Genomic DNA, 22,239 nt, shown 5'->3' with positions numbered 1-22,239 from the left:
ACTTCCTACGAACAAGTATTCCGCAATCGATTTTTTCAAAGCTTTATATAGTTGTGAAACTTTCTTTTCGGTAACTCGTCTAGTAGTGGGTATGGTATGATTAAGAGTACGAGGTGGTCACTTTGGCGATTCGTTATCCTAATGGGAAAAAATATAATCCGTCAGTACCTACACAAAAAAAGAAAACGTATGACTACTCCTTCAGTAACCGGGGTAAATCATTGGAGGATGAACTAAACGAAACAAATGAATACTATCTGGCGCACGGACTAGCTGTTATTCATAAAAAGCCTGTTCCTATTCAAGTAGTGAATGTCCGGTACCCTGCTAGAAGCGCAGCCGTCATCACGGAAGCTTATTTCCGCACACCTTCTACTACAGACTATAACGGAGTTTGGAAAGGTCAGTATGTGGACTTTGAAGCGAAGGAAACTAAAAACAAAACTTCTTTGCCTTTGCAAAACATTCATACACACCAAGTCCAGCATATGAAGCAAGTAAATGATCAAGCAGGGCATGCTTTTTTTATTGTCCATTTTAGCGCCTTAGATCGATATTTTCTATTGCCTTTTGAACAGTTCCATCCATTATGGATTAGAATGGAAAACGGCGGAAGAAAATCTATTACACTTGAAGAAATGGAAGAATGCTCTATAGAAATCGTGACAGGTATCCAACCTCGGCTAGATTATCTACAAGCTGTTGAATTTTGGATTCAACGTAAAGATATTGATAAAGACATTGAAAGGCAGGAAAGAGAATGAGTGACAATATAAACTCTAGAACCGCGAGAAGGAAACAACAGGAAACTAAACCAAAAAAGAAGCCAGGCAAAAAAGGTCCAAAAGGATGGTTTAAGAAAATCATCATGGCGATTGTCATAGCAGGGCTTGCCGTCTTAGTTGGTGGTGGAGCATTATTTGCTTTTTACGCCAGTACAGCACCTGATTTAGATGAAGAGCTTCTAAAAGACCCACTTACATCTAATTTCTTAACAAAAGATGGAGATGTGTTTTTAAAATTTGGTACGGAAAAACGTGATTATGTTCCCTATGATGAAATACCTGAACAAATGAAAGATGCGATTTTAGCTACAGAAGACGTGCGATTCTTTAAGCATGGCGGAATTGATTTCTATCGTTTGGGAGGAGCCGTGCTTGCTAACTTCCGTGGGGGATTTGGTTCGCAAGGTGCTTCTACACTTACCCAGCAAGTTATTAAGAACTCTTTCCTGAAAGATGAAAAAACATTAAAGCGAAAAGCACAAGAAGCATGGCTTGCCTTTAAACTAGAGAGAGAATACTCAAAAGAAGAAATTTTCGAAATGTATTTCAATAAAGTGTTAATGTCTGGCAATCGATATGGATTTGGTACAGGTGCGAACTATTTCTTTGGTAAGAAACTGAATGAATTGGAATTACCAGAGATGGCGATGTTAGCCGGAATGCCACAATATCCAAATGGCTATAATCCGTTCAAACATCCAGAACGTGCAGAAAAACGCCGGAATATTGTGCTGACACTGATGCATCGACATGAAAAAATTACAAAAGAAGAGATGGAAGCTGCTAAAAAGGTACCTGTCACTTCCACTTTATTACCTGAAGAAGAACGTCAAACAAACGGGAAATACCCTGCATATGTAGATGCCGTTTTGGATGAGTTAGAAGAAGCTGGCTACTCTGATTTGTTGGCAGAAGGTATCACCGTACAGACTTCATTGGATCCAAAAGTACAGGAAACAGTAGAAGCGGCAATTGATGATCCGAGCTACTATGAATCAGATGAAATGCAAGCAGGTATGACTGTCCTCGACACGAAAACTGGAGCAATTGTGGCGATAGGCGGAGGACGCGAGTATGCAGGTCGTAACTTAAACTTCGCAGAACAAAAACGTCAGCCTGGCTCTGTCATTAAACCAATTCTTTCTTATGGTCCTGCGATAGAGAACTTTAGTTGGTCTACAGGACAAAAAGTAGTGGACGAACCATACAAATATAAAGGAACAAATAAGTCTATCAATAATGCAGATGGCAGATTTCTTGGTACATTAACAATGCGAGAGGCGTTATACTATTCAAGAAATATTCCTGCTGTCAAAGTCTTTGAAGAAGTTGGCGCTAAAAATGCAAAGGCATTTGCTTCAGGACTCGGATTACCTTACGATAAAATCAGTTCAGGTAATGCTTTAGGCGGTGGCGAATATGAATTCTCTACTATTCAAATGGCTGGCGCATACGCTGCATTTGGTAATGGTGGAATTTACACAAAACCTCACGCAGTAACAGAAATCACATTACGTGATGGAAAAACAAAGAAAAATTTACGACCAGACCCTGTTACCGCAATGAAGGATTCTACCGCTTATATGATTACAGACGTATTGCGTGATGTTTTAACATATGGAACAGCTAAAAATGCGGCAATTAGCGGAATGGATATTGCAGGTAAAACTGGTACAACCAACTACGCTGCGGATACCATTAAGAAAAACAATTTAAAAAATACCGATGTACCAGATACTTGGTTCACGGGTTATACGACGGAGTACACCATCTCTACATGGGGTGGCTATGCGGATTACAAAACACCTATCTCCACATACGATAAAGGACGCTATGTACCACAAAAATTATTTAAAACCGTGATGAGTAGTATCGCGAGTAATCCGGGACAATTCTCACAACCAAATTCCGTGGAACAAGCAGCTATTGTAAAAGGCAGTGATCCACTCGCATTGGCGAGCTCATTCACACCTAGTAATTTAGTGCGGACTGAATTATTTGTTCGAGGCACACTTCCAACTCAGCAAGAAGTACCTGAAGAAATTTCATTGCCTAGCCCAACTGATTTAACAGCACAATTCGATGCGAACACAAACTCTATACAGCTAGAGTGGAACTATGACGTTCCGGACGAATTCGACGACTTAGGTGATCCTGTCTTCAATGTAGGCGTGTCGGTCGATGGAGGCGCTACTCAAAATATCACCACTACTTCGGATGAATCAGCTGTCTTCTCAGGAGCAGAATTAGGTAAAACCTATACCTTCTCTGTCAGTGCTAGCATGGGTGAGTACACAAGCGGCCCTACTTCTACCACATTGCTACTAGAAGGCGCAGACGAACCTGTTATTGAAGAACCTGATGATAATCCAGACGGTCAAATCGACGTACCGAACAGTGATAACGAGGATAACGAAGAAGATGATGACGGTTCATCAGATCAAAATAATCAAGGTAATTCCGGGCAAGGTAATTCGAATAATCAAGGAAACCAAGGTGATCAAGGTAATTCGAATAACCAAGGAAATCAAAATAATCAAGGACAAGGTCAAGGACAGGGGCAAGGGAATCAAAGTGGCTCACAAGGAAATCAAAATAATCCCGATGGCGGCCAAGGAGATCAAGGTTCCAATCCCAATATTTCCACCCCTAATTCTTCACAGTCTACTAACTAAAGAAACCGGCAAGAGGACGATTCCTCTTGCCGGTTTCTTCTTTCATTCATTTTAACGCTGTACACGCAAACGAGCTGCTTTCTTTTTAACTTCTTCGTACAGCATCGTTAATTGAATCAATGCGTAGTGGCTTGTTTTTTGAAGCTTGATGAACTGGATTCGTTCATCGTAATTATTCGGCTCCAATACATACTGAATTCTGTTTGTATACGCATGTTTAACTGTTCCGCTAGTCTGAATCAGACATTCTAATTGCTCTATGGCTGACTGCAATAAAAGTAACCGCTGATCATCACGTGAAGCATATGCTTTTTCTAATTCAGGCTTCTTGTCATCCCACAATTCCAATGATTGTCTTACCGATTCTTTGAGTTCATCTTGATTCATTTGGCTTTCATCCTTTTCTGACCTTCTCTGCATAAATGTAGCAGTGGACATTCCGGACAGTTCGGATTTTGCGCTTTGCAATGATAACGTCCAAAGAAAATCATCTGATGATGTGTCTGTGTCCACTGTTCTCTCGGTGTCCAACGCATGATTTTTTCTTCCACATCAATAGGACGGTCTTTCCATCGGTTCATCCCGAGTCGTTTTGCTACACGTTCCACATGCGTATCAACGGCTAATGCTGGAATCCCAAACGCATTGGAAACCACTACATTCGCTGTTTTCCGACCTACACCCGGAAGCGTCATCATGACATCACGGTTAGGTGGCACTTCTCCATTATATTCTTCAATCAATTGTTCACTTAATGCTTTAATATTTTTGGATTTGTTACGGTAAAGGCCAATCGAACGAATATCTTGCTGTAATTCTTCGATAGAAACTTCAACATAATCTTCAGGAACTGTATACTTTTGAAAAAGATCAGCTGTCACACGATTCACTAAGACATCTGTACATTGGGCAGATAATAAAGTGGCAATGAGTAGTTCAAACGGATTCTTATGAACGAGCTCACAATGAGCATCCGGAAACATCTCTTCGAACGTTTGCAAGCAGACTTGCCATTGTGTTTTTGTTAACATACTATCCCCTATTCCCGTTCTTCGAGCCAATTATAAAAGGGTACACGCTTAACAGAAGTATTGGCTGTTTGATGATTGACCGCAACACTCACTGGCCGGAATGATTGTGTTTGTCTTTCCACGTCTTGTAATGTTTTGACATTCTTCTTTTTCCATTCAAATAAAATGCGGTCAATATAACGCAAGCTCATTTTTTGAGCTAAGACTGCTTCTTTCAATGCGGCACGGATCACTTCAGCTGAGTGACCATCCTTGTCAATCCACATAGCAATCGTTTCACACTCCATAGGTGAAAGAAAACGTCCAAACTCCTGCTCGAATAGAGAGTAAATCTCCCCTTCCGCTTTTTTGTTCAATTCTTCTTGTGATTGCATTTGTTTCGTTTCGATCGTTTCTACTAATTGATTCCACAAAGGCAACAAAGAAAAACGTTCGTGTAACACTTTAAGCTCGTCTGTACTTTGTTCAATTGTAAATAAACCTTTTTGCATCAAACGTTGCAAGCAGTCTGTAACATCCTTCTCTTTTTGCTGCATACGATTCGCAATATCAGTAGGCGTCGGAAAATAATTTCCGGCTTCTTGAAATGCGATAATATGCAAAATCACCATGGCGTCACTGTCTGAAATCAGCAGTTGTTTATAATGTTGAAAAAAGAGCTGGGAAATGGTGACATTTCCCTGCTCAATCCAAATTTTCAGCCGCTCATCTTGCTGCATGTTTGAAACTTCCTCTCATCAGCAAACAAACTAGTTGCTTCTATACTCTCTTTATGATGAACTTTATGCTTTCCAATGATCCTTGACAAATTTTTCAATTCGATCAATACCTTTTTCTAGCTGGTCAATTGACGTAGCGTATGATAATCGAATCGTCGTATCAGAACCAAAGCCCGAACCAGGAATCACAGCTACATTCGCTTCAGTTAAAAGTGCTTTTGCAAAGTCATCTACTGACGCAAAGCCCGTTTTTTCAACAGCTTCTGACACATCCGGTAAAAAATAAAATGCACCTTGAGGCTTTACTACATGGAAACCTGGAATAGCAGATAGTTTAGGATAGACACGGTTCAATCGAGATTCGAAATCTTTTCTCATTGTTTCCACAGCATCCTGTGGGCCATTGTAAGCCTCAATTGCTGCATATTGAGAAGTCGTTGTCGGGTTTGAAGTCGAGTGGCTTGCCAAGTTTGTCATAGCTCCAACTACTTCTGCATCCCCCGCAATATAGCCAATCCGCCAGCCTGTCATCGAATGGGACTTGGAGACCCCGTTAATGATAAACGTGCGTTCTTTTGCATCCTCTGATAATTGTGCAATAGACACATGCTGTTTGCCATCATATACAAGTTTTTCATAAATTTCATCTGAAATAATCCAAATATCTTTTTCACGACACACTTCAGCAATTGCTTGTAATTCTTCTTTTGAATAGATCATGCCGGTCGGATTACCTGGTGAGTTAATAATTACAGCTTTTGTTTTTGCTGTTATTGCTTCGCTAATTTGTTCTGCCGTTACTTTGAACTGCTCAGCTGCAGTACCTTCAATGAAAACAGGTACGCCTTCTGCTAATTTCACTTGCTCTGGATAACTAACCCAGTATGGAGAAGGGATAATAATTTCATCCCCTTTATTCAACAGCACTTGGAATAGCGTGTGCAATACATGCTTCGCCCCAACACCAACTAGAATTTCGCTGCGTCCATAAGTTACTCCTTGATCTCTCTTCAATTTGTCAATTATCGCATCTTTCAATTCCGGAAGACCTCCGGCTGGAGTATATTTCGTCTTGCCATCCTTCATCGATTGATAAGCTGCTTCCAAAATGTTTTCAGGTGTATTATAGTCTGGTTCGCCTGCCCCGAGTCCGACAATATCTATGCCGGATGCCTTCATTTCTTTCGCTTTTGCAGTAATCGCTAGTGTGGTAGATGGTGATAAAGTACTTACTCTCGATGCTAATTGTTTTCTCAAACTGACCGCTCTCCTTTAATCCTAATTCAACAGTAATCTATAAATGCATTATTCGCTTCCGCCACTCGCCATCTTGAAAATTTAGATAGACATAATTCAAGCTTTCATCTTCTCCTAGGTATGTCACTTCCCAAAACAGAGTCTCTTTTTCCAACCCTAATGAAGTATGGAGAATTTTTTTGACGTGATCTTCCTTTTTCACTATGTCGGCGGCTTCTTGCTTTGTAATACCTTTAGTTGGTGTAACCGTGCGGATGATTTTACCAGCTTTTTCATCCACCAAAATTACTTTACTCTTGCCTTTTTCATCTGTACCGTATACGGAAACTATTGAAGCAGTCCCATGGTAAATATCTGCACGGTCGACTATCTCGAGTGCACCTTCGTTACGAACCAAATCAATGGCAGCTTCTCTAGACGAGGCAAATGGTTTTTCTGCTTGATAAAAAACCATGATGGTAATCGTAATAAAAAGAGTAAGTAAAAAAACGGATAGAAATTTAATCCAATTTAGCATACGTACCCCTTCCTATCGAATGAACCGTAACGAATTTTCGATTCATTTTCTAACCTACTTTCCACTTTTGGTGACATCCAGTTCCAAGCGCCAGTCTCTCGGGTCACTTCGGTCTTTCTGAAAAGGTGCAAAAAGCGCATCTTGTTCAGGAAGCCCTCCAGTGCCTGTCGAGACTAGACGGCGCTTTCCACTTTTGATTCCATCATTTATTATAGCAATTTTCAATCTCGTTCACCAGAGCTTCTAATGATACTTTTTTAACAAAAGATTGTGGTAAGGCTTCTAAAAAGCTTTGACCATACGATTTTGTATCAATTCTTCTATCTAGTATAATAAAAAATCCTTGTTCTTCAGATGAACGGATTAATCTGCCAAATCCTTGACGGAACCTGAGAATGGCTTCAGGTAAGCCTAAGTGTGTAAAGGCATTTTTTTGTTCAGTCTGTAAAGCAGCAGACCGCGCTTTGAATAATGGTTCTTCAGGAGACGTAAATGGCAATCGCACAACGACGACAGCAGAGAGTTCATCACTTGGTACGTCCACGCCTTCCCAAAAGCTTGTAGTTCCAAACAATATAGCTTTTTCCTGCTGTTTAAACGTCTTGAGAAGCTTATGTCGACTTCCTGAACTAACTCCTTGTGCAATTAATGTATACTCACCTTTTAACGATTCGCTGTCCATGATCGATTCATACGTCTTCTTCAGCATGTCATGAGATAAGAATAAAGCAAACACGCGTCCATTGATAGCGATGGCGGTTTGAATCAAGGCATCTGCTACCGCAAGAATATAGTCATCGTTTGAAACTTGTTGTATATCTGGCATGTCTTCCACAATGAATGTATTTGCCCCCGCATAAAAGTCAGTAGGTGCGTCAAAGGTGTATAACGGAACAGTAGAAGAAACCCCTACTTGATTCAGTACAAAGCGTTTATCTTGACCTGCGGTTAATGTGCCAGAAGTCCATAGAATCCCTGCGCTTCCTTCAATTTGATCAATAAATGAGTGAACGACCGAAGAAGCATGAATTGGACTTTTCTTAATTCGCAGACTGCCGGGCAGGCTTCTGCTGTCTTTCTCCATCCAAATTGCAAGATGAGCTTGAGGTTCCTCGAGAAAAAGTTCAACCCATTCTCCTGCTTTTATTTTCATTTCATTCAGCCAGTACAACCATTCGTTTAATGCAGCTTGTTCATGAAGAGTCAATTCTCTCTTTGGTTGCTGTAATGGGGCGATATAGTTTTCAGCTAGGCTTATATACTCATTCATTTTCCGCAACACGATCCGAAAGCTTTCATGAGTCAACGATCTACTCTTTAAAGATTCAACAGTCCTTGTCGCTATCCGATTACTGTATTCAACATCCGTATTCACCAGTATCATCATCGATTCGTCGAAAGCTAACATAAATTCTTCAAAAGTCGTCTGTAGTCGATCGGTAGAAAATCTGTGGTTAAAGTGAAACCCCATCAAAATTTCTTGGATATCGAAAAGCAACTGCCCATTGCTAAATGAATTCAACTGGCTCATTACGTATTTCCAATTGGTGTATGAGAAAACTTGTTCATGCGTTTGAATAGCCGCTTGATGTAATTGATGTGCTTCATCGATAATCAGACCACTTATTGACTGAAATAAAGGATTGATACGCTCGCTATCATTCATAATCATCGCATGATTCGTCAGCAATAACATAGAATGACGGCAACGCTCCAAACAGCGAGAGTAGAAATCAACTACTTTTTCATCCTCTTTTAGTTTCATTGAACGCTTACGGATCCGATCAATAAATAGTGGACCGCCACCTGAGACATTCACTTCATCCAAATCACCCGTAGTCGTTTCCGTCAGCCAAACGAGTACTTGCATAATTGTCATGGAATCATCATAGACCTCGTCACTGAAACGTAGTAATTCTTCAAATTTTCCTAATGAAATATAATTTGCCATGCCTTTAATGACAGCAGTTGGAATATTCATCTGCAACGCATTCCCCAAATGACTGACTTCCTCCGCTAGCATGTCGACTAGATGATTTGTATAAGTGCTGATGACAACCGGCTGTCTCGTTTCATACGCCCGGATCATAGCTGGAATCAAGTAGCCTATCGTTTTGCCGACACCCGTTGGTATTTCGACAGCTACTTGCTTTTTTTCTACAAACGCTTGCCATGTTAAATCCATCAGCTCCGCTTGCCCTCTTCTAACGTGAAACTTTGTATTTATACGCTGTAATAACTCTTCTTTTTCTGCATCACCTGAAGGAAATTTGATTGCCTTATCCCATACATCATAAGTGCTTGGTTCTTTACGATAAGGAATTCCGCGAAAAAGCGCATACTCTTTTGGCGTTTCTTTTCTTCGGGCGAGTGTTAGTGCTTCATAGAACAACGTAGATAGATCTGATTTCAATGCAAATGAACGTTCATGCAAGAGGCTTAGCGTTTCTTTAGGTAAATGATGAATTTTTGTCATTGCTTTCAATAAGAATAACGCTGTCGCCTCTGCATCATCGTCTGCCCGATGTGCTTGATGGAGCGGTATTTGAAGAGCTTCCGCAATGTCCTGTAAGCGATAACTAGGCAAGGCTGGATACAATATTTTCGCTAACTCCACTGTATCAATTTTCTTGCCTTGCCACTTGGACACACCACAGCGGACCAACTCTTTTTGCAAAAATGACACGTCAAAGTCGGTATTGTGCGCAACAAATACGCACCCGGCAAGCAGATCGGCAACTTCTTGTGCGATGGCTTCAAAAGGAGGAGAATCTGCTACATCTTCATCACCGATCGAGGTCAATTGGTGAATAAATGGCGGGATAGAACGTTGAGGATGAACATACCGCATATATTTATCTATAATTTGATTGTTTTCAATAAATACAATTGCAATCTGAATGATCCGGTCTCCCTTTGAAGGTGAATGACCTGTTGTTTCCAAATCGACAACTGCATACTTACTACTAGGCATACCATCATCAACTTCCTATTTGGTTTCTATAGCAAATTGTATCATATTTAGAACAGGTACTCACGTCTTCCACGAACCAAAAAGAAACCCACTTGATGATTCTCAAATGGGTTTCCAAAATACCTTAATAGATCGCGACTCCTGGTTTCTCAGTAATGAGTTCTTTAATGCGATTTTGTTCATCCATAATAAGAACTTTCGGCTGATGGGTACGCGCTTCCTCATCCGTTACATAAACATAGGACAAGATGATGACGATATCCCCTGGTTGTACAAGACGTGCTGCAGCACCATTAACACAAATTACCCCGCTACCTCTCTCTCCTTCGATAATGTAGGTTTCAAAGCGTGCGCCATTATTGTTATTGACGATATGCACTTTTTCATTTGGTAACATACCTGCCGCATCCAATAAATCTGCATCGATCGTAATGCTACCTACATAATTCAGGTTAGCTTCCGTGACGGTCGCACGATGTAATTTACCATTCATCATCATTCTAAACATTTTTCTCATCCTTTATTGTTGACATAATAATATTATCAATTAATCTTGTGGAAGTGAATTTTACAGCTGCCGCAATAATTACTTCTTCTGTCTGATTGAAACCTTCATTCAGCGACGGATAAGCTAGTGCCGTCACATAATCAATCGTTCCAGACGTTTCGTTTTCAATTGCTTTCCGAACAATCTTCTCAACTTCTTGAAGAGGAACACCTTCATAGTATCTTTTTTTGCCCGCCACTAATGCTCGATTGATGGCACTTGCTTCATTCCGTTCACTTTTTTCTAAGCGAACGTTTCTAGAGCTCTTAGCCAAGCCATCTTCTTCACGTACGGTTGGTACACGTGAAATGGTTGTCCGCAGATTGAAATCACGCACGAATGTCTCGATAATGGCCAATTGTTGAGCGTCTTTCATGCCAAAGTATGATTCATCTGGATCGACTATATTAAAAAGTTTCAATAATACTTTCAATACACCGTCGAAATGTCCCGGTCTAGAAGCTCCACATAAACGTGTCGCTTGTTCTCCTGGTAAGATCCGGATACTGCTCGGATGTGGATACATCTCTTTTACAGATGGAATGAATAAATAATCGACGCCAGCTGTTGACGCTAACTCTGCATCTCGTTGCTCATCACGCGGATATGCTTCATAGTCTTCTCCAGGTCCGAATTGAGCTGGATTGACGAAAATACTCATGACCACGATATCGTGATCTCTTCTTGCATGTTTCACTAATGTAAGATGACCTTCATGAAGAAAACCCATCGTAGGAACAAACCCGACAGTCCGCCCATCACGCTGTTTCGTATTCAGTATATTTTGTAGTTCAGCTATAGATCGGACGATTTGCATCGTTGCATTGGCATTCATAGCTTTTTTCCTCCATACAGTGCATCTAGTTCTTCTTCTTTCATCGTGAATCGATGACTTTCAGCAGGGAATGAACCATTTTTTACAGCTAAATTATAAAGCTTGATGGCACCTTCAATATCTTTCCCCACATCGGCATAGCTTTCAACAAACTTCGGTAAATTGTGGTTGCCATATCGAACCATGTCATGGAACACAAGCACTTGACCATCCGTTTCCGCACCAGCCCCTATTCCAATGATCGGAATGGAAACCGATTGTGCCACTTCTTTCGCCAGTTGGAATGGGATACATTCTAACACAATCATAAATGCACCAGCAGCTTCACACGCTTTTGCATCCTCAATTAATTGCTTAGCAGCCGCAGCAGTTTTGCCTTGTACTTTATATCCACCCGTCACACCTGCAGACTGAGGAAGAAGACCTAAATGTGCACACACAGGGATACCAGCTGTAGTTAACAGGTTAATTTTATCGATCACATCCCCGCTGCCTTCCACTTTTAACGCATTGGCAGCTGTCTCCTGGAATAGACGAAGCGCTTGTTGCAATGTTTGATCCGTTGATCCGTGATATGTTCCAAACGGCATATCTACAATGACAAACGTATCTTTGGCGCCTCTTCGCACAGCTTTTCCGTGGTGAATCATCTCCTCTAATGTAACGAGTGCAGTGGAGTCATAACCTAACACGACCATTCCGAGAGAATCGCCAACAAGTAAGAGATCCACCTCTGCTTGTTCCGCTATTTGGGCAGTGGGAAAATCATAAGCCGTTAGCATACTGATCTTGTCACCAGTCGCTTTCATTTTCAAAAAATCTGTTGTTGTTTTCACAGTCATCTTCTCCTTTTTACGGATTTCAGCAGGGTTTTGACTCTCAAAACCAAAATAAAACCCTGCTGATCCAAAATTGGACAGAAGGGTTGCGTAAGCGTAAATAAATTGCTTCCTCCGTCCCTGTCTATGCAGATCAAGGCAGATCTAGTTGCTATTTCATTTTATCTGACAGGTGCAGCTCTTAACGATACCGCCCTACGATTCATACTATATCAAAACAGGCAGATTCTGTATAGCTTTAATTCTTTATTTCTATATCAGCAGAATAAATCCCACGAACTGTGCCGTCTTCAAGTTGCAACTCTAACAAGCCCTCTGCAGAAATACCTAGCGCTATTCCTTCTACTGATTCATTTACCATATTCGCTCTAATCCGCTTACCTGTAATCGAAGCATAACTTTCCCACAATAACTTTATAGGAGCAAAACCTTTCTCTACATAAAGGGCAGTATACTGCTCTACGTATTCTAATATCTTGGCCACTAATAAAGCTCGATCAACCTTTTCACCCTTTTCAATTCGCAAAGAAGTGGCGATCGTTTGCAGCTCTTCCGGAAAATCAGCTAGTTCTTGATTGGCATTCAACCCGATGCCGAGAATAATCGCTTTGACTCGATCAGGATCTGCCTGTAGTTCAGTTAAAATACCAGTTACTTTTTTACCATTGATCAATATATCGTTCGGCCATTTTATCACAGGCTGAATGTCTGCTACTTCTTCAATTGCACGTACAATGGCTACAGCGGTCACAAGCGTTAATTGCGGAGCTTGTTGGGGAGCAAGTTCGGGACGAATGATCAGACTCATCCAGATGCCGCGGCCTTCATTCGACGTCCACGGTCGTGCAAGTCGTCCTTTGCCGGCCGTTTGTTCTTCTGCAATGATTAATGTACCGTCAGCTGCCCCATTCTGCGCTTCTTCATGGGCAATCGTCTGTGTAGTGGGACAAGTTTTAAAATAGTGGATGGTATGTCCATACTCTGCAGTTTGTAAATGCTTTTTTATATTTGCTTGATTCACTAGATCGGGAATTTCAATTAAATAATAGCCTTTTTTCCGCAACGACCCGATTTTATATCCTTCTTCTTCTAGTTCCTTAATATATTTCCAAATGGCCGTTCGGGAAAGACCAAATTCATCTGCCATATCTTGTCCAGACACGGGCTCACCTTTTGCTGCAAACAGTTTCTTCAGCAGTTCATTTTTCACTGGAGATTTCATATAAAAACCATTCCTTTATCGCCTTTGCGTCATTTTCAACTTGCCTGCAGATTACCGCTTCCTCAATTTTGCTAATCCACTCGCTCGTCCACTTCCCGCCACGCCGCCCTGACCATTTGAGTAAGTCATTGCCAGTAAACGAAAGCTCAGAACGGTGTTGAATAGGTAAATTATTTTTACGTTCCCATAAATCTTCACGTGTCACGATCTCTTTATTCGAATGTTGTACTTGATGAATTCTTTCGACAATATCCAATACATCTACTGAAAAATGGTAAAGATCCAAGTCATTGAACTTGCGGTGCGAGCGTCTACATGCAGCTTCATGACATTGCTTCAAAAAACGTTTTTCTTCATTCGATAATTTATAATTATTGGCAATTTCTGCGGGTGTTGCATCACTCGTCAAGAGCAACGCAGCCCATCCATGACGAGCATGGAGGAAAGGCGCATAGACATCAAGACGTTCGAAAGAAGAAAACAAGTCAGGAAAAAGTGTGGGTAATCCGATTTCTCTACCATATTGAAATGCAACCGCTGGGTATTTCCCTTGGAGTAATTTATCCATCTCCACCTTAATACGCTCAATGGCAATATGTTGCAATTCATGAGAGAGTCCTTTCATTGCTTGCAACGTTTCTTGTTCGATTCGAAAATTCAACACGGCCGAAAAACGCAGTGCACGAAAAATCCGTAACGCGTCTTCTCCAAAACGTTCAGCAGGACAACCGACACAACGAATCAATTGATTTTCTAAATCTTGAAGTCCTCCGAATAAATCAATCATCTCACCCTCAGACGTCATAGCCAATGCATTGATAGTAAAATCACGGCGCTGCAAATCTTCTTTCAGCGAGGTGACATAATACACTTGATCAGGTCTCCGGTGATCGCTGTAAGTACTTTCCGTGCGATAGGTGGTCACTTCAATTGGTTCATTTTGCATTAGAACTAATACAGTTCCATGCGCAATCCCGATGTCTACTGTATGGTGAAACACACTTTTGACTTGTTCAGGTGTAGCGGACGTCGCAATATCGATATCCACAGGTGCCTTGCCTAGCGCAAAATCACGTACCGCACCACCGACAAATACAGCTTCATATCCTGCCGATTGTAGTTGCTGAACGACTTGATGGCTCGCAGCTGAACCAAAAGAAGTTGTCATTTCATCTCCGCCACTTCATAGTATAATGCTTCATATTGAGAAACGATTTGTTCGGAACTAAACTGATCACGCACCGTCCGTATCGCATTGTTTTTCATTTGCTGATAGAGTGTATCGTCTGTTAACAGCCGTGATACCCGCTCAGCGACTGCTTGAATATCTCCAAATTGGACCAAGAAGCCATTATAGCCGTCCTCTACTACCTCAGGAATGCCTCCGATCGCAGTCGCTACAGCAGGTATACCGCATGCGAAAGCTTCCAGCAAGACTAAACCGAACGCTTCTTTTTCTGATAATAGTAACATGACGTCGCTTATCGAAAGTAACTCGGGCAAATCATCGCGTTTACCTAAAAATAACACATCATCCTGCAAACCAATTGTCTCAACATATTGTTCTAAATCAAACTTTTCAGGTCCTTCTCCAACCAATAGCAATTTGACATCATGCTGTTGACGGATCAATTGAAAACTTTCAATGATATCTGGAATGCATTTCACTTTCCTGAAATTCGAAATATGGATTAGTATTCTTTCATCTGAAGAAATTCCCAGCTCATTCCGAAGTTCTTGATCATTACGAGGATAATATTTCTCTTCATCGATAAAGTTGTAGATCGTCTGGATGTTTGTTGTCGGTTGTAATAATTCGATCGTTTCATTTTTTAATGAATCAGATACCGCAGTGACTCGGTCAGACTTATTGATTCCATATGATAACGTATTTTTCAACGCAGGATCGTACCCAAGAATCGTAACATCAGTGCCATGAAGTGTGGTAATGATACCGATCGTGGACTCCGCCATGTCTTTTGCCAACACTGCCGAAATTGCATGTGGCACTGCATAATGAACGTGCAGTAAATCGAGTTTTTCCGATTGAATGACTTGTGCGATCCGGTTAGCGAGTGCTATATCATAAGGCGGATACTTAAACACTGCATATCCTTCAATTGTCACTTCATGAAACTGTATGTTCGGGTGGGCATCGAGAAAACGAAATGGCTTACTAGAAGTTATATAATGCATTTCATGGCCTTGATCCGCCATTTTCATTCCCAATTCTGTCGCCACTACACCCGAACCACCTAATGATGGATAACAAATCACACCGACTTTTAATTTTCGTTGTACTGCCATACGTTCAACCGCCTCACCGCAAAATTTTAATCAATGATTTTTTCTAGTCCGTAGACGAACTGTGTTGTCGAGACTGATTCACGAATGGCCAGCAAAATTCCTGGCATGAATGATTTCCGATCGAATGAATCGTGGCGAATCTTCAATAGTTCACCTTCACCGCCCAGTAATACCTCTTGATGAGCTAGTAAGCCCGGAAGTCGTATACTATGTATCTTCATCCCTTCTATATCTCCGCCTCTTGCTCCTGCAAGCTTCTCTTGTTCTTCGGGGTGCCCTTGTATATGTGCAGCACGTACTTCTCGGATCATCTCCGCCGTCTTGACTGCCGTTCCAGAAGGCGCATCTAGTTTGCGATCGTGATGCATTTCTAAAATCTCAATATCCCCTAAATAGCGGGCTGCTTGCTGTGCAAATTTCATCATTAACACAGCACCGATTGAAAAGTTTGGTGCAATGACGCAACTTTTCTTTTGTTCTATCGAAAGACTCTCTAAATCTGTAAGCATTTCTGCAGTTAGACCAGATGTGCCGATGACAACGTGCATTCCTAATGCTAACGCTTCACTTGCATTCACGAAGACAGCATCTGGATCCGTTACATCTAGCAATACATCTGGATTATGTGCTGCCTGTAATGCGGATAATGAGGTATAGATCGGAATTCCCTCTTCCGTTTCGGTTACGATTTCATTATGTAAAAATTGACCATCATATTTATAATCTAATGCTGCCACCACTTCAATATCCGCTGCTTCATTTGCAGCTAGTACCGCTGTGCCACCCATTCGTCCACGTGCTCCAGCTATTGCTAATTTTATCGTCATGTTGTTTCCTCCTTTTTTGTCCAACGGTCCGCATCTCTTGTGTTAAATTTCGTCATTACCGATTCAAGAGCTTCGGATAAATCTATATTCTGCGAATTCGCAAAACAAATAAGTACAAACAATAAATCGCCCGTTTCCTCTTCCAGCGTACGTACGGCTTCCGTCGATTTCTTCTTCTTCATGCCATAACGATCCTGGACTTCACGAGATAATTCGCCTAATTCTTCTGTTAACCTTGCCACTAACTCCATTGGAGGAAAATAACCTTCTTTAAAACTTGTTATGTATGCATCGACATCTTGTTGCATTTGTGCCATTGATTTAGATGGTTCCATTCCGGTATCAGCTCCCCTTCCTATCGTATGCATTCTACTCCCTATTGTCAAAATAAAATATTTAGCACATACTGTCTATATTGCTCTAATTTCAACGAAGTTTTTAGATTCATCTTCACTATAAAATAATATGCCCTCCAATGAAAGGAATGTTGTCGTTGTTCTCAGGTATTCGTATACGCAATATATTATTAATCATACTAGGTGCGGCCATTTTTAGTTTTGGCCTTGTTAACTTCACGATTCAACACGAACTGGCAGAAGGTGGATTCACAGGTATTACGTTGATCTTGCTTTTTGCATTCCAATGGGATCCGGCGGTTATGAACTTAGTGTTGAATATTCCGATGTTTTTTCTTGGGTGGAAAATGCTCGGTAGAAGGTCATTCATTTATACGGTAATCGGCACCGTTGCGGTCTCCTTCTTCATCAAAATCTTTATGAAATATCAAGTAGCGATTCATATGGAAGGCGATTTATTTCTCGTTGCGTTATTCGCAGGAGTCTTTATTGGTGTTGGACTTGGGATTATCTTCAGGAGCGGTGGCACAACTGGCGGTTCTGACATCATTGCCAGACTAGCTCATAAGAAGTTCGGCATTACGATGGGGAAAACGATGTTTGCATTCGATGCTGCAGTGATTTTGCTATCGTGGGCGGTTTATTTGGATTACCGGTCGATGATGTATACGCTGGTCGCTTTATTCGTTGGAGCTCGTGTAATTGACTTCGTACAGGAAGGAGCCTATTCCGCGAGAGGAGCATTCATTGTAACGAATTATCCTGACGAACTAGCAGAGAAAATCGGTAACCACATGGGTAGAGGTGTGACGGTGTTTAAGGGATACGGACACTTTTCAAAAGAACATCGTGAAATTTTGTATTGTGTGGTAGGAAAAAACGAAATGATACGTTTGAAGAATATGATCATCTCTGTTGATCCCGAAGCGTTTGTCTCCTTAATGGAAGTGCACGATGTAATGGGAGAAGGATTTACATTAGACGACCAAAAACGACCGCTTCACGACTAAAAATCCGTCTGCTAACAGTTAGGTTAGCGACGGATTTTTTTACGCAACAAATTTTTATTTGTTAGTCACGATTTACGAAAATCAATACTAGGCGTACTAGTTCAAGAACAGCAACTGCTGTAGCGGCAACATAGGTCATCGCAGCTGCGCTCAATACTTTCTTTGCTTGTGGTTCTTCTTCATTGCGGATAATACCTAGCTCCACAATTTGATCCATCGCACGTGAAGAAGCATTAAATTCTACTGGCAATGTAACAACTTGGAATACGACCCCAACCGCCATTAGCAAAATCCCAATCCCAAGCAATGAATTCATACTGGAGAAAATCAAGCCGATCATGATAAATACCCAAGATGCATTCGATGTCAAACTCGCAACGGGCGCCAATCTGTGCCGGAAGCGTAAAAATGAATAATCTTGCTGATCTTGAATCGCATGTCCTACTTCGTGGGCAGCTACCGCAGTACCAGCAACCGATGCTTCATGATAGTTACTTGAAGATAACGCAACAATTTTCGTCATAGGATTGTAGTGGTCGCTTAAGAAACCTTTACTTTCTACAACCTTCACATCATGTAAACCGTTATGGTCTAAAATGAGGCGAGCCACTTGTGCTCCTGTCATACCTGACGTAGAACGTACTTTCGAGTATTTATTATATGTGCTTTTCACTTTAAATTGTGCATAGATTGGAAGCAATATAATAATACCAAAATAAATCCATATCAAGTTAATCTCTCCCCTTTCTTTCTACTTCAATTTTATAATCTTTGCTTGTTTACTGCAACTATTAGCTATTGGTTCATTCGCAGTGATTTGGCTCTAAATTTCAAGCTCCAGATCGCAATGACGATACATGCAATGGACAGCCAAAATGTGAAATAGCCGATTTGTGGACTATACTTCATTATGTCATGATAAATAGGCATTTGACCAAATACATAGTCAATGACATCATTGTGCAACGTCCAAATGGCTGCAATCGCTATATGCCAACCGCTAAATCGATAATTCCGCATATACAGAACGCCTTGAACAGCCATCGCAAAGTGAGAGCCGATGAGCATCCAACCAACTGGGTCAATCGAGCCTGTCTCTGCTAACATAAGGAAATTCATCGCAACAGCCCATATGCCATATTTAACTAACGTGATGAGTGCGAGCGCTTCCATTAACTTAAAATTTCGTTTCAATAACCATCCAATGATTGCGAAACAAAAAAACAAGGTAGCTGTCGGACTATCCGGCACAAATATCCAAAACTTCGGTTCTGTTATTTCTAGCTGCCACATATACCAATCATATCCGTATACGGTGCCGAATATATTAATGAAAAGAAGAATCCATAAAAATGATTTATGAGAAAGAATCATCCATAACTGTGTAAATAAAATGCGCAAAAACATACCTCCTACCTTTCAATTCTTCCTGAACGTATGTATATTGAGGATGCGTTATCTAGACCGAGTATATAGAAAAAAAGAGTCAGTTTCCTGACTCTTTTTCTTACTTCGTATTCAAACCTTCGATGAACTCAGCAAGAGTTTGAAGATCTTCATCCGAACCTTCCCAAGTACCAGGAGGCATTGCACCTCGACCGTCATGGGCTATTGCAATAATTTCATCTGCAGTCATTCCTGTATTTGTCAATGGTAAACCCAATCCACCTTGAAATGAGTCACCGTGACAGCCGATACAGGAGGAACCTTGGTAAATTTGATATCCTTCGGCAGTTTCATCAAACTCTACTTCTTCAACAATTTGACCTTGAACTTTCGCTGCTTCCCAGTCGTGATTCACAACTGATTCCCAAGTTAAGTAGAAAATTGCCAAGAATGAAAGAATCATAAAGCCTGTAGGCAATGGACGTTTAAATGGACGTCGCTCTTTCGTTGTATCCATGAAAGGTACTAGCATTAATGCCATAACAGCCAATCCTGGAATGACGATGGCACCGATCACGTTATAAGGACCGGATGCAAATTCATATTTCAATAATTGATACATGAATAGGAAATACCAGTCAGGAACCGGTATATACATTGTATCCGTCGGGTCCGCTTGACGCTCAAGTGGAGACGGGTGTGCAAGTGTAACGATTAGATAGCCGATTAAGAAAATCGATCCAATCATCCACTCTTTCAATAGAAAGTTTGGCCAGAATGCTTCGGTTTTACCCGGATATTCTGAGTAATCTTTTGGAACATTCGGCATTTTATTTGATGCTTTAATGCGCGAATCTCCAACAAATTTCATCCCTTTACCGCGGTGCATGTTATTCCCTCCTTCTTAAATTTCAGATGACCGTACCACAAATTCTTATAGTGGTCCGGAAATACCTTGTCTTCTGATCATGATAAAGTGTGCTGCAAGCAACCCAAGCAAAGCAGCTGGTAGGAAAAATACATGAATCGCGAAGAATCTTGTTAGCGTTTGTGCACCTAAAATCGTGGAATCACCCGCGAGAAGAATTTTAATCTGTTCTCCGATGAAAGGCACAGACGCGGCAATCTCAATCCCAACTTTCGTTGCAAATAGAGCTTTCATATCCCAAGGTAATAGATACCCTGTGAACCCTAGACCAAGCATAACGACGAAAATCAATACGCCGACGATCCAGTTCAATTCACGTGGTTTTTTATAAGACCCTGTAAAGAATACACGCAAAGTATGTAGGAACATCATAACGATTACTAGCGAAGCTCCCCAGTGGTGCATCCCACGCACAAGTTCACCGAATGCAACATCATTTTGAAGGTAGAAAACTGATTTCCATGCGTTTTCGATATCCGGTGTGTAATACATTGTCAAGAACATACCAGACAAGATTTGAATCACCGTTACGAAAAACGTCAAACCTCCGAAACAATAGATGAATGCAGAAAAATGATGTGCAGGGTTTACGTGCTCAGGTACTTCATGATCAGCGATATCTCGCCAAATTGGAGTGATATCTAACCGTTCATCCACCCAATCATAAATTTTATTTAACACTACGGTCGTACCCCCTTACCCTTTAGACTAATGTGTTCGGTATTGTTGCACCAAGACTAACAAAGCCGTCGATGATCTCCACTTCATATTCATCAAGCGGTCCAAGCGGCGGTGTTCCTGGTATGTTCGCACCGTTTTTTTTGTAACGTCCTGCGTGACATGGGCAGAAAAATTCGTTTTTATGCTCGTCTCCTTCCCAGTTAACTGTACACCCTAAGTGTTTACAGACTGGAGAAAGTGCGATGACCTTGTCGCCTTCTTTGTAGACCCAAGCCGTATTCGATACGTCAGATGTATACCAACCATCCTGTCGATCTTTGATTGTATAGTCTACACGAACCGGAGTGTCTGTTAACTCGTCGACTTTTTGTGGTGTTGGGATATAATCCGAACTGCCAGCACTCGCCAATACAGGATCAATTGCAAAGCGAACCATCGGCATCAGCATTGCAGAAGCCATGAACCCACCTGTTCCCATTAGTGCATAGCTCAGGAACGTGCGTCTAGACACTTTATTGCTCATCAGTAATTTCCCTCCTCTTACTCCAAAGTCAGTCCCACGGACATTCTTTTGCTAATTGTAATACTAGGACATATCTATGATATATCAAGATGAAAGTAAATTCAATAATGCTTTTACTAGGCCTTTAAGTTTGTGAACAAATATTAAGATTTGGTGACAAACGAGAAAGGTTTTTCAATGTTACTCAAATAAAAGCTTTACATGAAATATTTACTGATAGACTAAAAACTGTATGGAGATTCCGCTCAATCATCCCATTCCAATATTTCACTTTTTTACACATAAGAAATCCCCGTGTTAGCCTTCTCATTATACCACCGCTTTTCACTTCGGGTAGGTCTTACTGGGCATTCCATTTTTCCATAAAATGAGTCAGTACTTGTCTCAGTTGATCTTCCATGATGGTTTGGCGCAAATGCTCGTCCATTGTATCGAGCGGAATCGCCGGTAGCCAAATTATCTTCCCATCCACGGAGACGTTTGTCCATTTTGAGTCGGTCGTCAAATAAAAGATATGCGTAAAAGATGATTGTTTCATATCCTCTGTGAGCGTGTCTGCTAATTGTTGTAAGTCTGTTGATTGTGTATAGGAGACAGGAGGTGAAAACATCATTCTTCCTTTAAATTGTTTTTCAATAAACGTTGATAAGTACATTAAAAATTCTGCGGATGACGCACTGTTTTTCATAGTTTCCGGCCTTGTATCAATTGAAATTAACGGAACTACTAACGTATCAATGTAATCCTTTTGGTTACTATATGTATCCACATCTCTTGGAACCCAGTTCATATCTATTCCTCCCATCATTGCTTTGTAAAG

Annotated in this window: 23 protein-coding genes; 3 read left to right on the top strand and 20 right to left on the bottom strand. The window is 41.0% G+C overall.

The features are described from left to right. The first annotated feature begins 122 nt into the window (after positions 1–122). Together recU and GD002_RS10115 are read left to right on the top strand one after the other, a co-directional pair. The gene (gene recU / locus GD002_RS10120; protein ID WP_153732248.1) at positions 123–764 is read left to right on the top strand and encodes a Holliday junction resolvase RecU; all 642 of its coding nucleotides are present in this window, start codon (positions 123–125) and stop codon (positions 762–764) included. After that, positions 761–3,460, top strand: a complete 2,700-nt coding sequence (locus GD002_RS10115) for a transglycosylase domain-containing protein (RefSeq protein WP_153732247.1) — start codon at positions 761–763, stop codon at positions 3,458–3,460. The genes recU and GD002_RS10115 overlap by 4 nt, the downstream gene beginning before the upstream one ends. Positions 3,461–3,511: 51 nt before the next feature. Here the strand turns inward: GD002_RS10115 and GD002_RS10110 are convergent, their stop codons facing one another. The 14 genes from GD002_RS10110 to GD002_RS10045 all read right to left on the bottom strand — a co-directional run bounded on the left by GD002_RS10110 (position 3,512) and on the right by GD002_RS10045 (position 16,870). After that, complete coding sequence (locus tag GD002_RS10110) at positions 3,512–3,847, bottom strand: YpoC family protein (protein ID WP_153732246.1); 336 nt, start codon at positions 3,845–3,847, stop codon at positions 3,512–3,514. Further along, entirely contained in the window at positions 3,844–4,491 is a 648-nt protein-coding gene (nth, locus tag GD002_RS10105; RefSeq protein ID WP_153732245.1) for an endonuclease III, read from the bottom strand. The genes GD002_RS10110 and nth overlap by 4 nt, the downstream gene beginning before the upstream one ends. Before the next feature lie 8 nt (positions 4,492–4,499). Next, positions 4,500–5,210, bottom strand: coding sequence for a DnaD domain-containing protein (locus tag GD002_RS10100; protein WP_153732244.1), 711 nt, complete (start codon positions 5,208–5,210; stop codon positions 4,500–4,502). Between the two features lie 63 nt (positions 5,211–5,273). Further along, positions 5,274–6,467 carry a pyridoxal phosphate-dependent aminotransferase gene (locus GD002_RS10095; protein WP_153732243.1) on the bottom strand — a complete coding sequence of 398 codons (1,194 nt, stop codon included), beginning with the start codon at positions 6,465–6,467 and terminating at the stop codon, positions 5,274–5,276. 37 nt (positions 6,468–6,504) lie between these two features. After that, complete coding sequence (locus GD002_RS10090; RefSeq protein WP_153732242.1) at positions 6,505–6,984, bottom strand: cell wall elongation regulator TseB-like domain-containing protein; 480 nt, start codon at positions 6,982–6,984, stop codon at positions 6,505–6,507. Positions 6,985–7,186: 202 nt separating this feature from the next. Then, positions 7,187–9,958, bottom strand: a complete 2,772-nt coding sequence (dinG, locus tag GD002_RS10085) for an ATP-dependent DNA helicase DinG (RefSeq protein WP_153732241.1) — start codon at positions 9,956–9,958, stop codon at positions 7,187–7,189. Positions 9,959–10,082: 124 nt separating this feature from the next. Then, entirely contained in the window at positions 10,083–10,466 is a 384-nt protein-coding gene (panD, locus tag GD002_RS10080) for an aspartate 1-decarboxylase (RefSeq protein WP_153732240.1), read from the bottom strand. Beyond that, complete coding sequence (panC, locus tag GD002_RS10075; protein ID WP_330583382.1) at positions 10,459–11,340, bottom strand: pantoate--beta-alanine ligase; 882 nt, start codon at positions 11,338–11,340, stop codon at positions 10,459–10,461. The genes panD and panC overlap by 8 nt, the downstream gene beginning before the upstream one ends. Beyond that, a complete protein-coding gene (gene panB, locus GD002_RS10070; protein ID WP_194841549.1) occupies positions 11,337–12,176 on the bottom strand; it encodes a 3-methyl-2-oxobutanoate hydroxymethyltransferase in 840 nt (279 codons plus the stop codon). The genes panC and panB overlap by 4 nt, the downstream gene beginning before the upstream one ends. 241 nt (positions 12,177–12,417) lie before the next feature. Continuing rightward, positions 12,418–13,401 carry a biotin--[acetyl-CoA-carboxylase] ligase gene (locus GD002_RS10065; RefSeq protein WP_153732238.1) on the bottom strand — a complete coding sequence of 328 codons (984 nt, stop codon included), beginning with the start codon at positions 13,399–13,401 and terminating at the stop codon, positions 12,418–12,420. Further along, positions 13,379–14,569, bottom strand: coding sequence for a CCA tRNA nucleotidyltransferase (locus tag GD002_RS10060; RefSeq protein ID WP_153732237.1), 1,191 nt, complete (start codon positions 14,567–14,569; stop codon positions 13,379–13,381). The genes GD002_RS10065 and GD002_RS10060 overlap by 23 nt, the downstream gene beginning before the upstream one ends. Next, positions 14,566–15,708 (bottom strand): N-acetyl-alpha-D-glucosaminyl L-malate synthase BshA, encoded by a 1,143-nt coding sequence (gene bshA / locus GD002_RS10055; protein ID WP_153732236.1) that lies wholly within the window; start codon positions 15,706–15,708, stop codon positions 14,566–14,568. The genes GD002_RS10060 and bshA overlap by 4 nt, the downstream gene beginning before the upstream one ends. A gap of 26 nt (positions 15,709–15,734) precedes the next feature. Next, positions 15,735–16,535, bottom strand: coding sequence for a 4-hydroxy-tetrahydrodipicolinate reductase (gene dapB, locus GD002_RS10050; protein WP_153732235.1), 801 nt, complete (start codon positions 16,533–16,535; stop codon positions 15,735–15,737). After that, entirely contained in the window at positions 16,532–16,870 is a 339-nt protein-coding gene (locus GD002_RS10045) for a nucleotide pyrophosphohydrolase (RefSeq protein WP_153732234.1), read from the bottom strand. Before GD002_RS10045 ends, dapB begins: the two co-directional genes overlap by 4 nt. 158 nt (positions 16,871–17,028) lie before the next feature. On the opposite strand from GD002_RS10045, the gene GD002_RS10040 reads away from it, so the two are divergent. Further along, on the top strand, positions 17,029–17,901 hold the full coding sequence (locus GD002_RS10040) for a YitT family protein (RefSeq protein WP_153732233.1): 873 nt from the start codon (positions 17,029–17,031) through the stop codon (positions 17,899–17,901). 61 nt (positions 17,902–17,962) lie between these two features. Here GD002_RS10040 and GD002_RS10035 read toward each other — a convergent pair whose 3' ends face one another. From GD002_RS10035 to GD002_RS10010, 6 genes are all read right to left on the bottom strand, one after another. Further along, entirely contained in the window at positions 17,963–18,631 is a 669-nt protein-coding gene (locus GD002_RS10035; RefSeq protein WP_194841548.1) for a zinc metallopeptidase, read from the bottom strand. Positions 18,632–18,696: 65 nt separating this feature from the next. After that, positions 18,697–19,308 (bottom strand): lipoprotein heptaprenylglyceryl N-acetyltransferase LhaT, encoded by a 612-nt coding sequence (gene lhaT / locus GD002_RS10030; RefSeq protein ID WP_153732231.1) that lies wholly within the window; start codon positions 19,306–19,308, stop codon positions 18,697–18,699. A gap of 100 nt (positions 19,309–19,408) precedes the next feature. After that, positions 19,409–20,176: a menaquinol-cytochrome c reductase cytochrome b/c subunit gene (locus GD002_RS10025; protein WP_153732230.1), complete on the bottom strand. Its 768-nt coding sequence runs from the start codon at positions 20,174–20,176 to the stop codon at positions 19,409–19,411. A gap of 45 nt (positions 20,177–20,221) precedes the next feature. Next, positions 20,222–20,896 carry a menaquinol-cytochrome c reductase cytochrome b subunit gene (gene qcrB, locus GD002_RS10020; protein ID WP_081244540.1) on the bottom strand — a complete coding sequence of 225 codons (675 nt, stop codon included), beginning with the start codon at positions 20,894–20,896 and terminating at the stop codon, positions 20,222–20,224. 22 nt (positions 20,897–20,918) lie between these two features. Further along, positions 20,919–21,422, bottom strand: a complete 504-nt coding sequence (locus tag GD002_RS10015; protein ID WP_153732229.1) for a QcrA and Rieske domain-containing protein — start codon at positions 21,420–21,422, stop codon at positions 20,919–20,921. Positions 21,423–21,759: 337 nt separating this feature from the next. Further along, a complete protein-coding gene (locus tag GD002_RS10010) occupies positions 21,760–22,209 on the bottom strand; it encodes a DUF2487 family protein (RefSeq protein WP_194841546.1) in 450 nt (149 codons plus the stop codon). Positions 22,210–22,239: the final 30 nt, after the last annotated feature.

Source organism: Sporosarcina obsidiansis, assembly GCF_009651005.1.
In the GTDB taxonomy this organism is placed as follows: domain Bacteria; phylum Bacillota; class Bacilli; order Bacillales_A; family Planococcaceae; genus Sporosarcina; species Sporosarcina obsidiansis.
The sequence above is the reverse complement of the archived record's forward strand: the minus strand, read 5'-3'. Positions and strand labels throughout refer to the sequence as shown.

Bases quoted from the DNA above. Each gene is read 5' to 3' on its own strand.
- GD002_RS10115 (WP_153732247.1), top strand. From the start codon at position 761: ATGAGTGACAATATAAACTCTAGAACCGCGAGAAGGAAACAACAGGAA.
- GD002_RS10110 (WP_153732246.1), bottom strand. From the start codon at position 3,847: ATGAATCAAGATGAACTCAAAGAATCGGTAAGACAATCATTGGAATTG.
- nth (WP_153732245.1), bottom strand. From the start codon at position 4,491: ATGTTAACAAAAACACAATGGCAAGTCTGCTTGCAAACGTTCGAAGAG.
- GD002_RS10100 (WP_153732244.1), bottom strand. From the start codon at position 5,210: ATGCAGCAAGATGAGCGGCTGAAAATTTGGATTGAGCAGGGAAATGTC.
- GD002_RS10090 (WP_153732242.1), bottom strand. From the start codon at position 6,984: ATGCTAAATTGGATTAAATTTCTATCCGTTTTTTTACTTACTCTTTTT.
- dinG (WP_153732241.1), bottom strand. From the start codon at position 9,958: ATGCCTAGTAGTAAGTATGCAGTTGTCGATTTGGAAACAACAGGTCAT.
- panD (WP_153732240.1), bottom strand. From the start codon at position 10,466: ATGTTTAGAATGATGATGAATGGTAAATTACATCGTGCGACCGTCACG.
- panC (WP_330583382.1), bottom strand. From the start codon at position 11,340: ATGAATGCCAATGCAACGATGCAAATCGTCCGATCTATAGCTGAACTA.
- GD002_RS10065 (WP_153732238.1), bottom strand. From the start codon at position 13,401: ATGAAATCTCCAGTGAAAAATGAACTGCTGAAGAAACTGTTTGCAGCA.
- GD002_RS10060 (WP_153732237.1), bottom strand. From the start codon at position 14,569: ATGACAACTTCTTTTGGTTCAGCTGCGAGCCATCAAGTCGTTCAGCAA.
- bshA (WP_153732236.1), bottom strand. From the start codon at position 15,708: ATGGCAGTACAACGAAAATTAAAAGTCGGTGTGATTTGTTATCCATCA.
- dapB (WP_153732235.1), bottom strand. From the start codon at position 16,535: ATGACGATAAAATTAGCAATAGCTGGAGCACGTGGACGAATGGGTGGC.
- GD002_RS10045 (WP_153732234.1), bottom strand. From the start codon at position 16,870: ATGGAACCATCTAAATCAATGGCACAAATGCAACAAGATGTCGATGCA.
- lhaT (WP_153732231.1), bottom strand. From the start codon at position 19,308: ATGTTTTTGCGCATTTTATTTACACAGTTATGGATGATTCTTTCTCAT.
- GD002_RS10025 (WP_153732230.1), bottom strand. From the start codon at position 20,176: ATGCACCGCGGTAAAGGGATGAAATTTGTTGGAGATTCGCGCATTAAA.
- GD002_RS10010 (WP_194841546.1), bottom strand. From the start codon at position 22,209: ATGAACTGGGTTCCAAGAGATGTGGATACATATAGTAACCAAAAGGAT.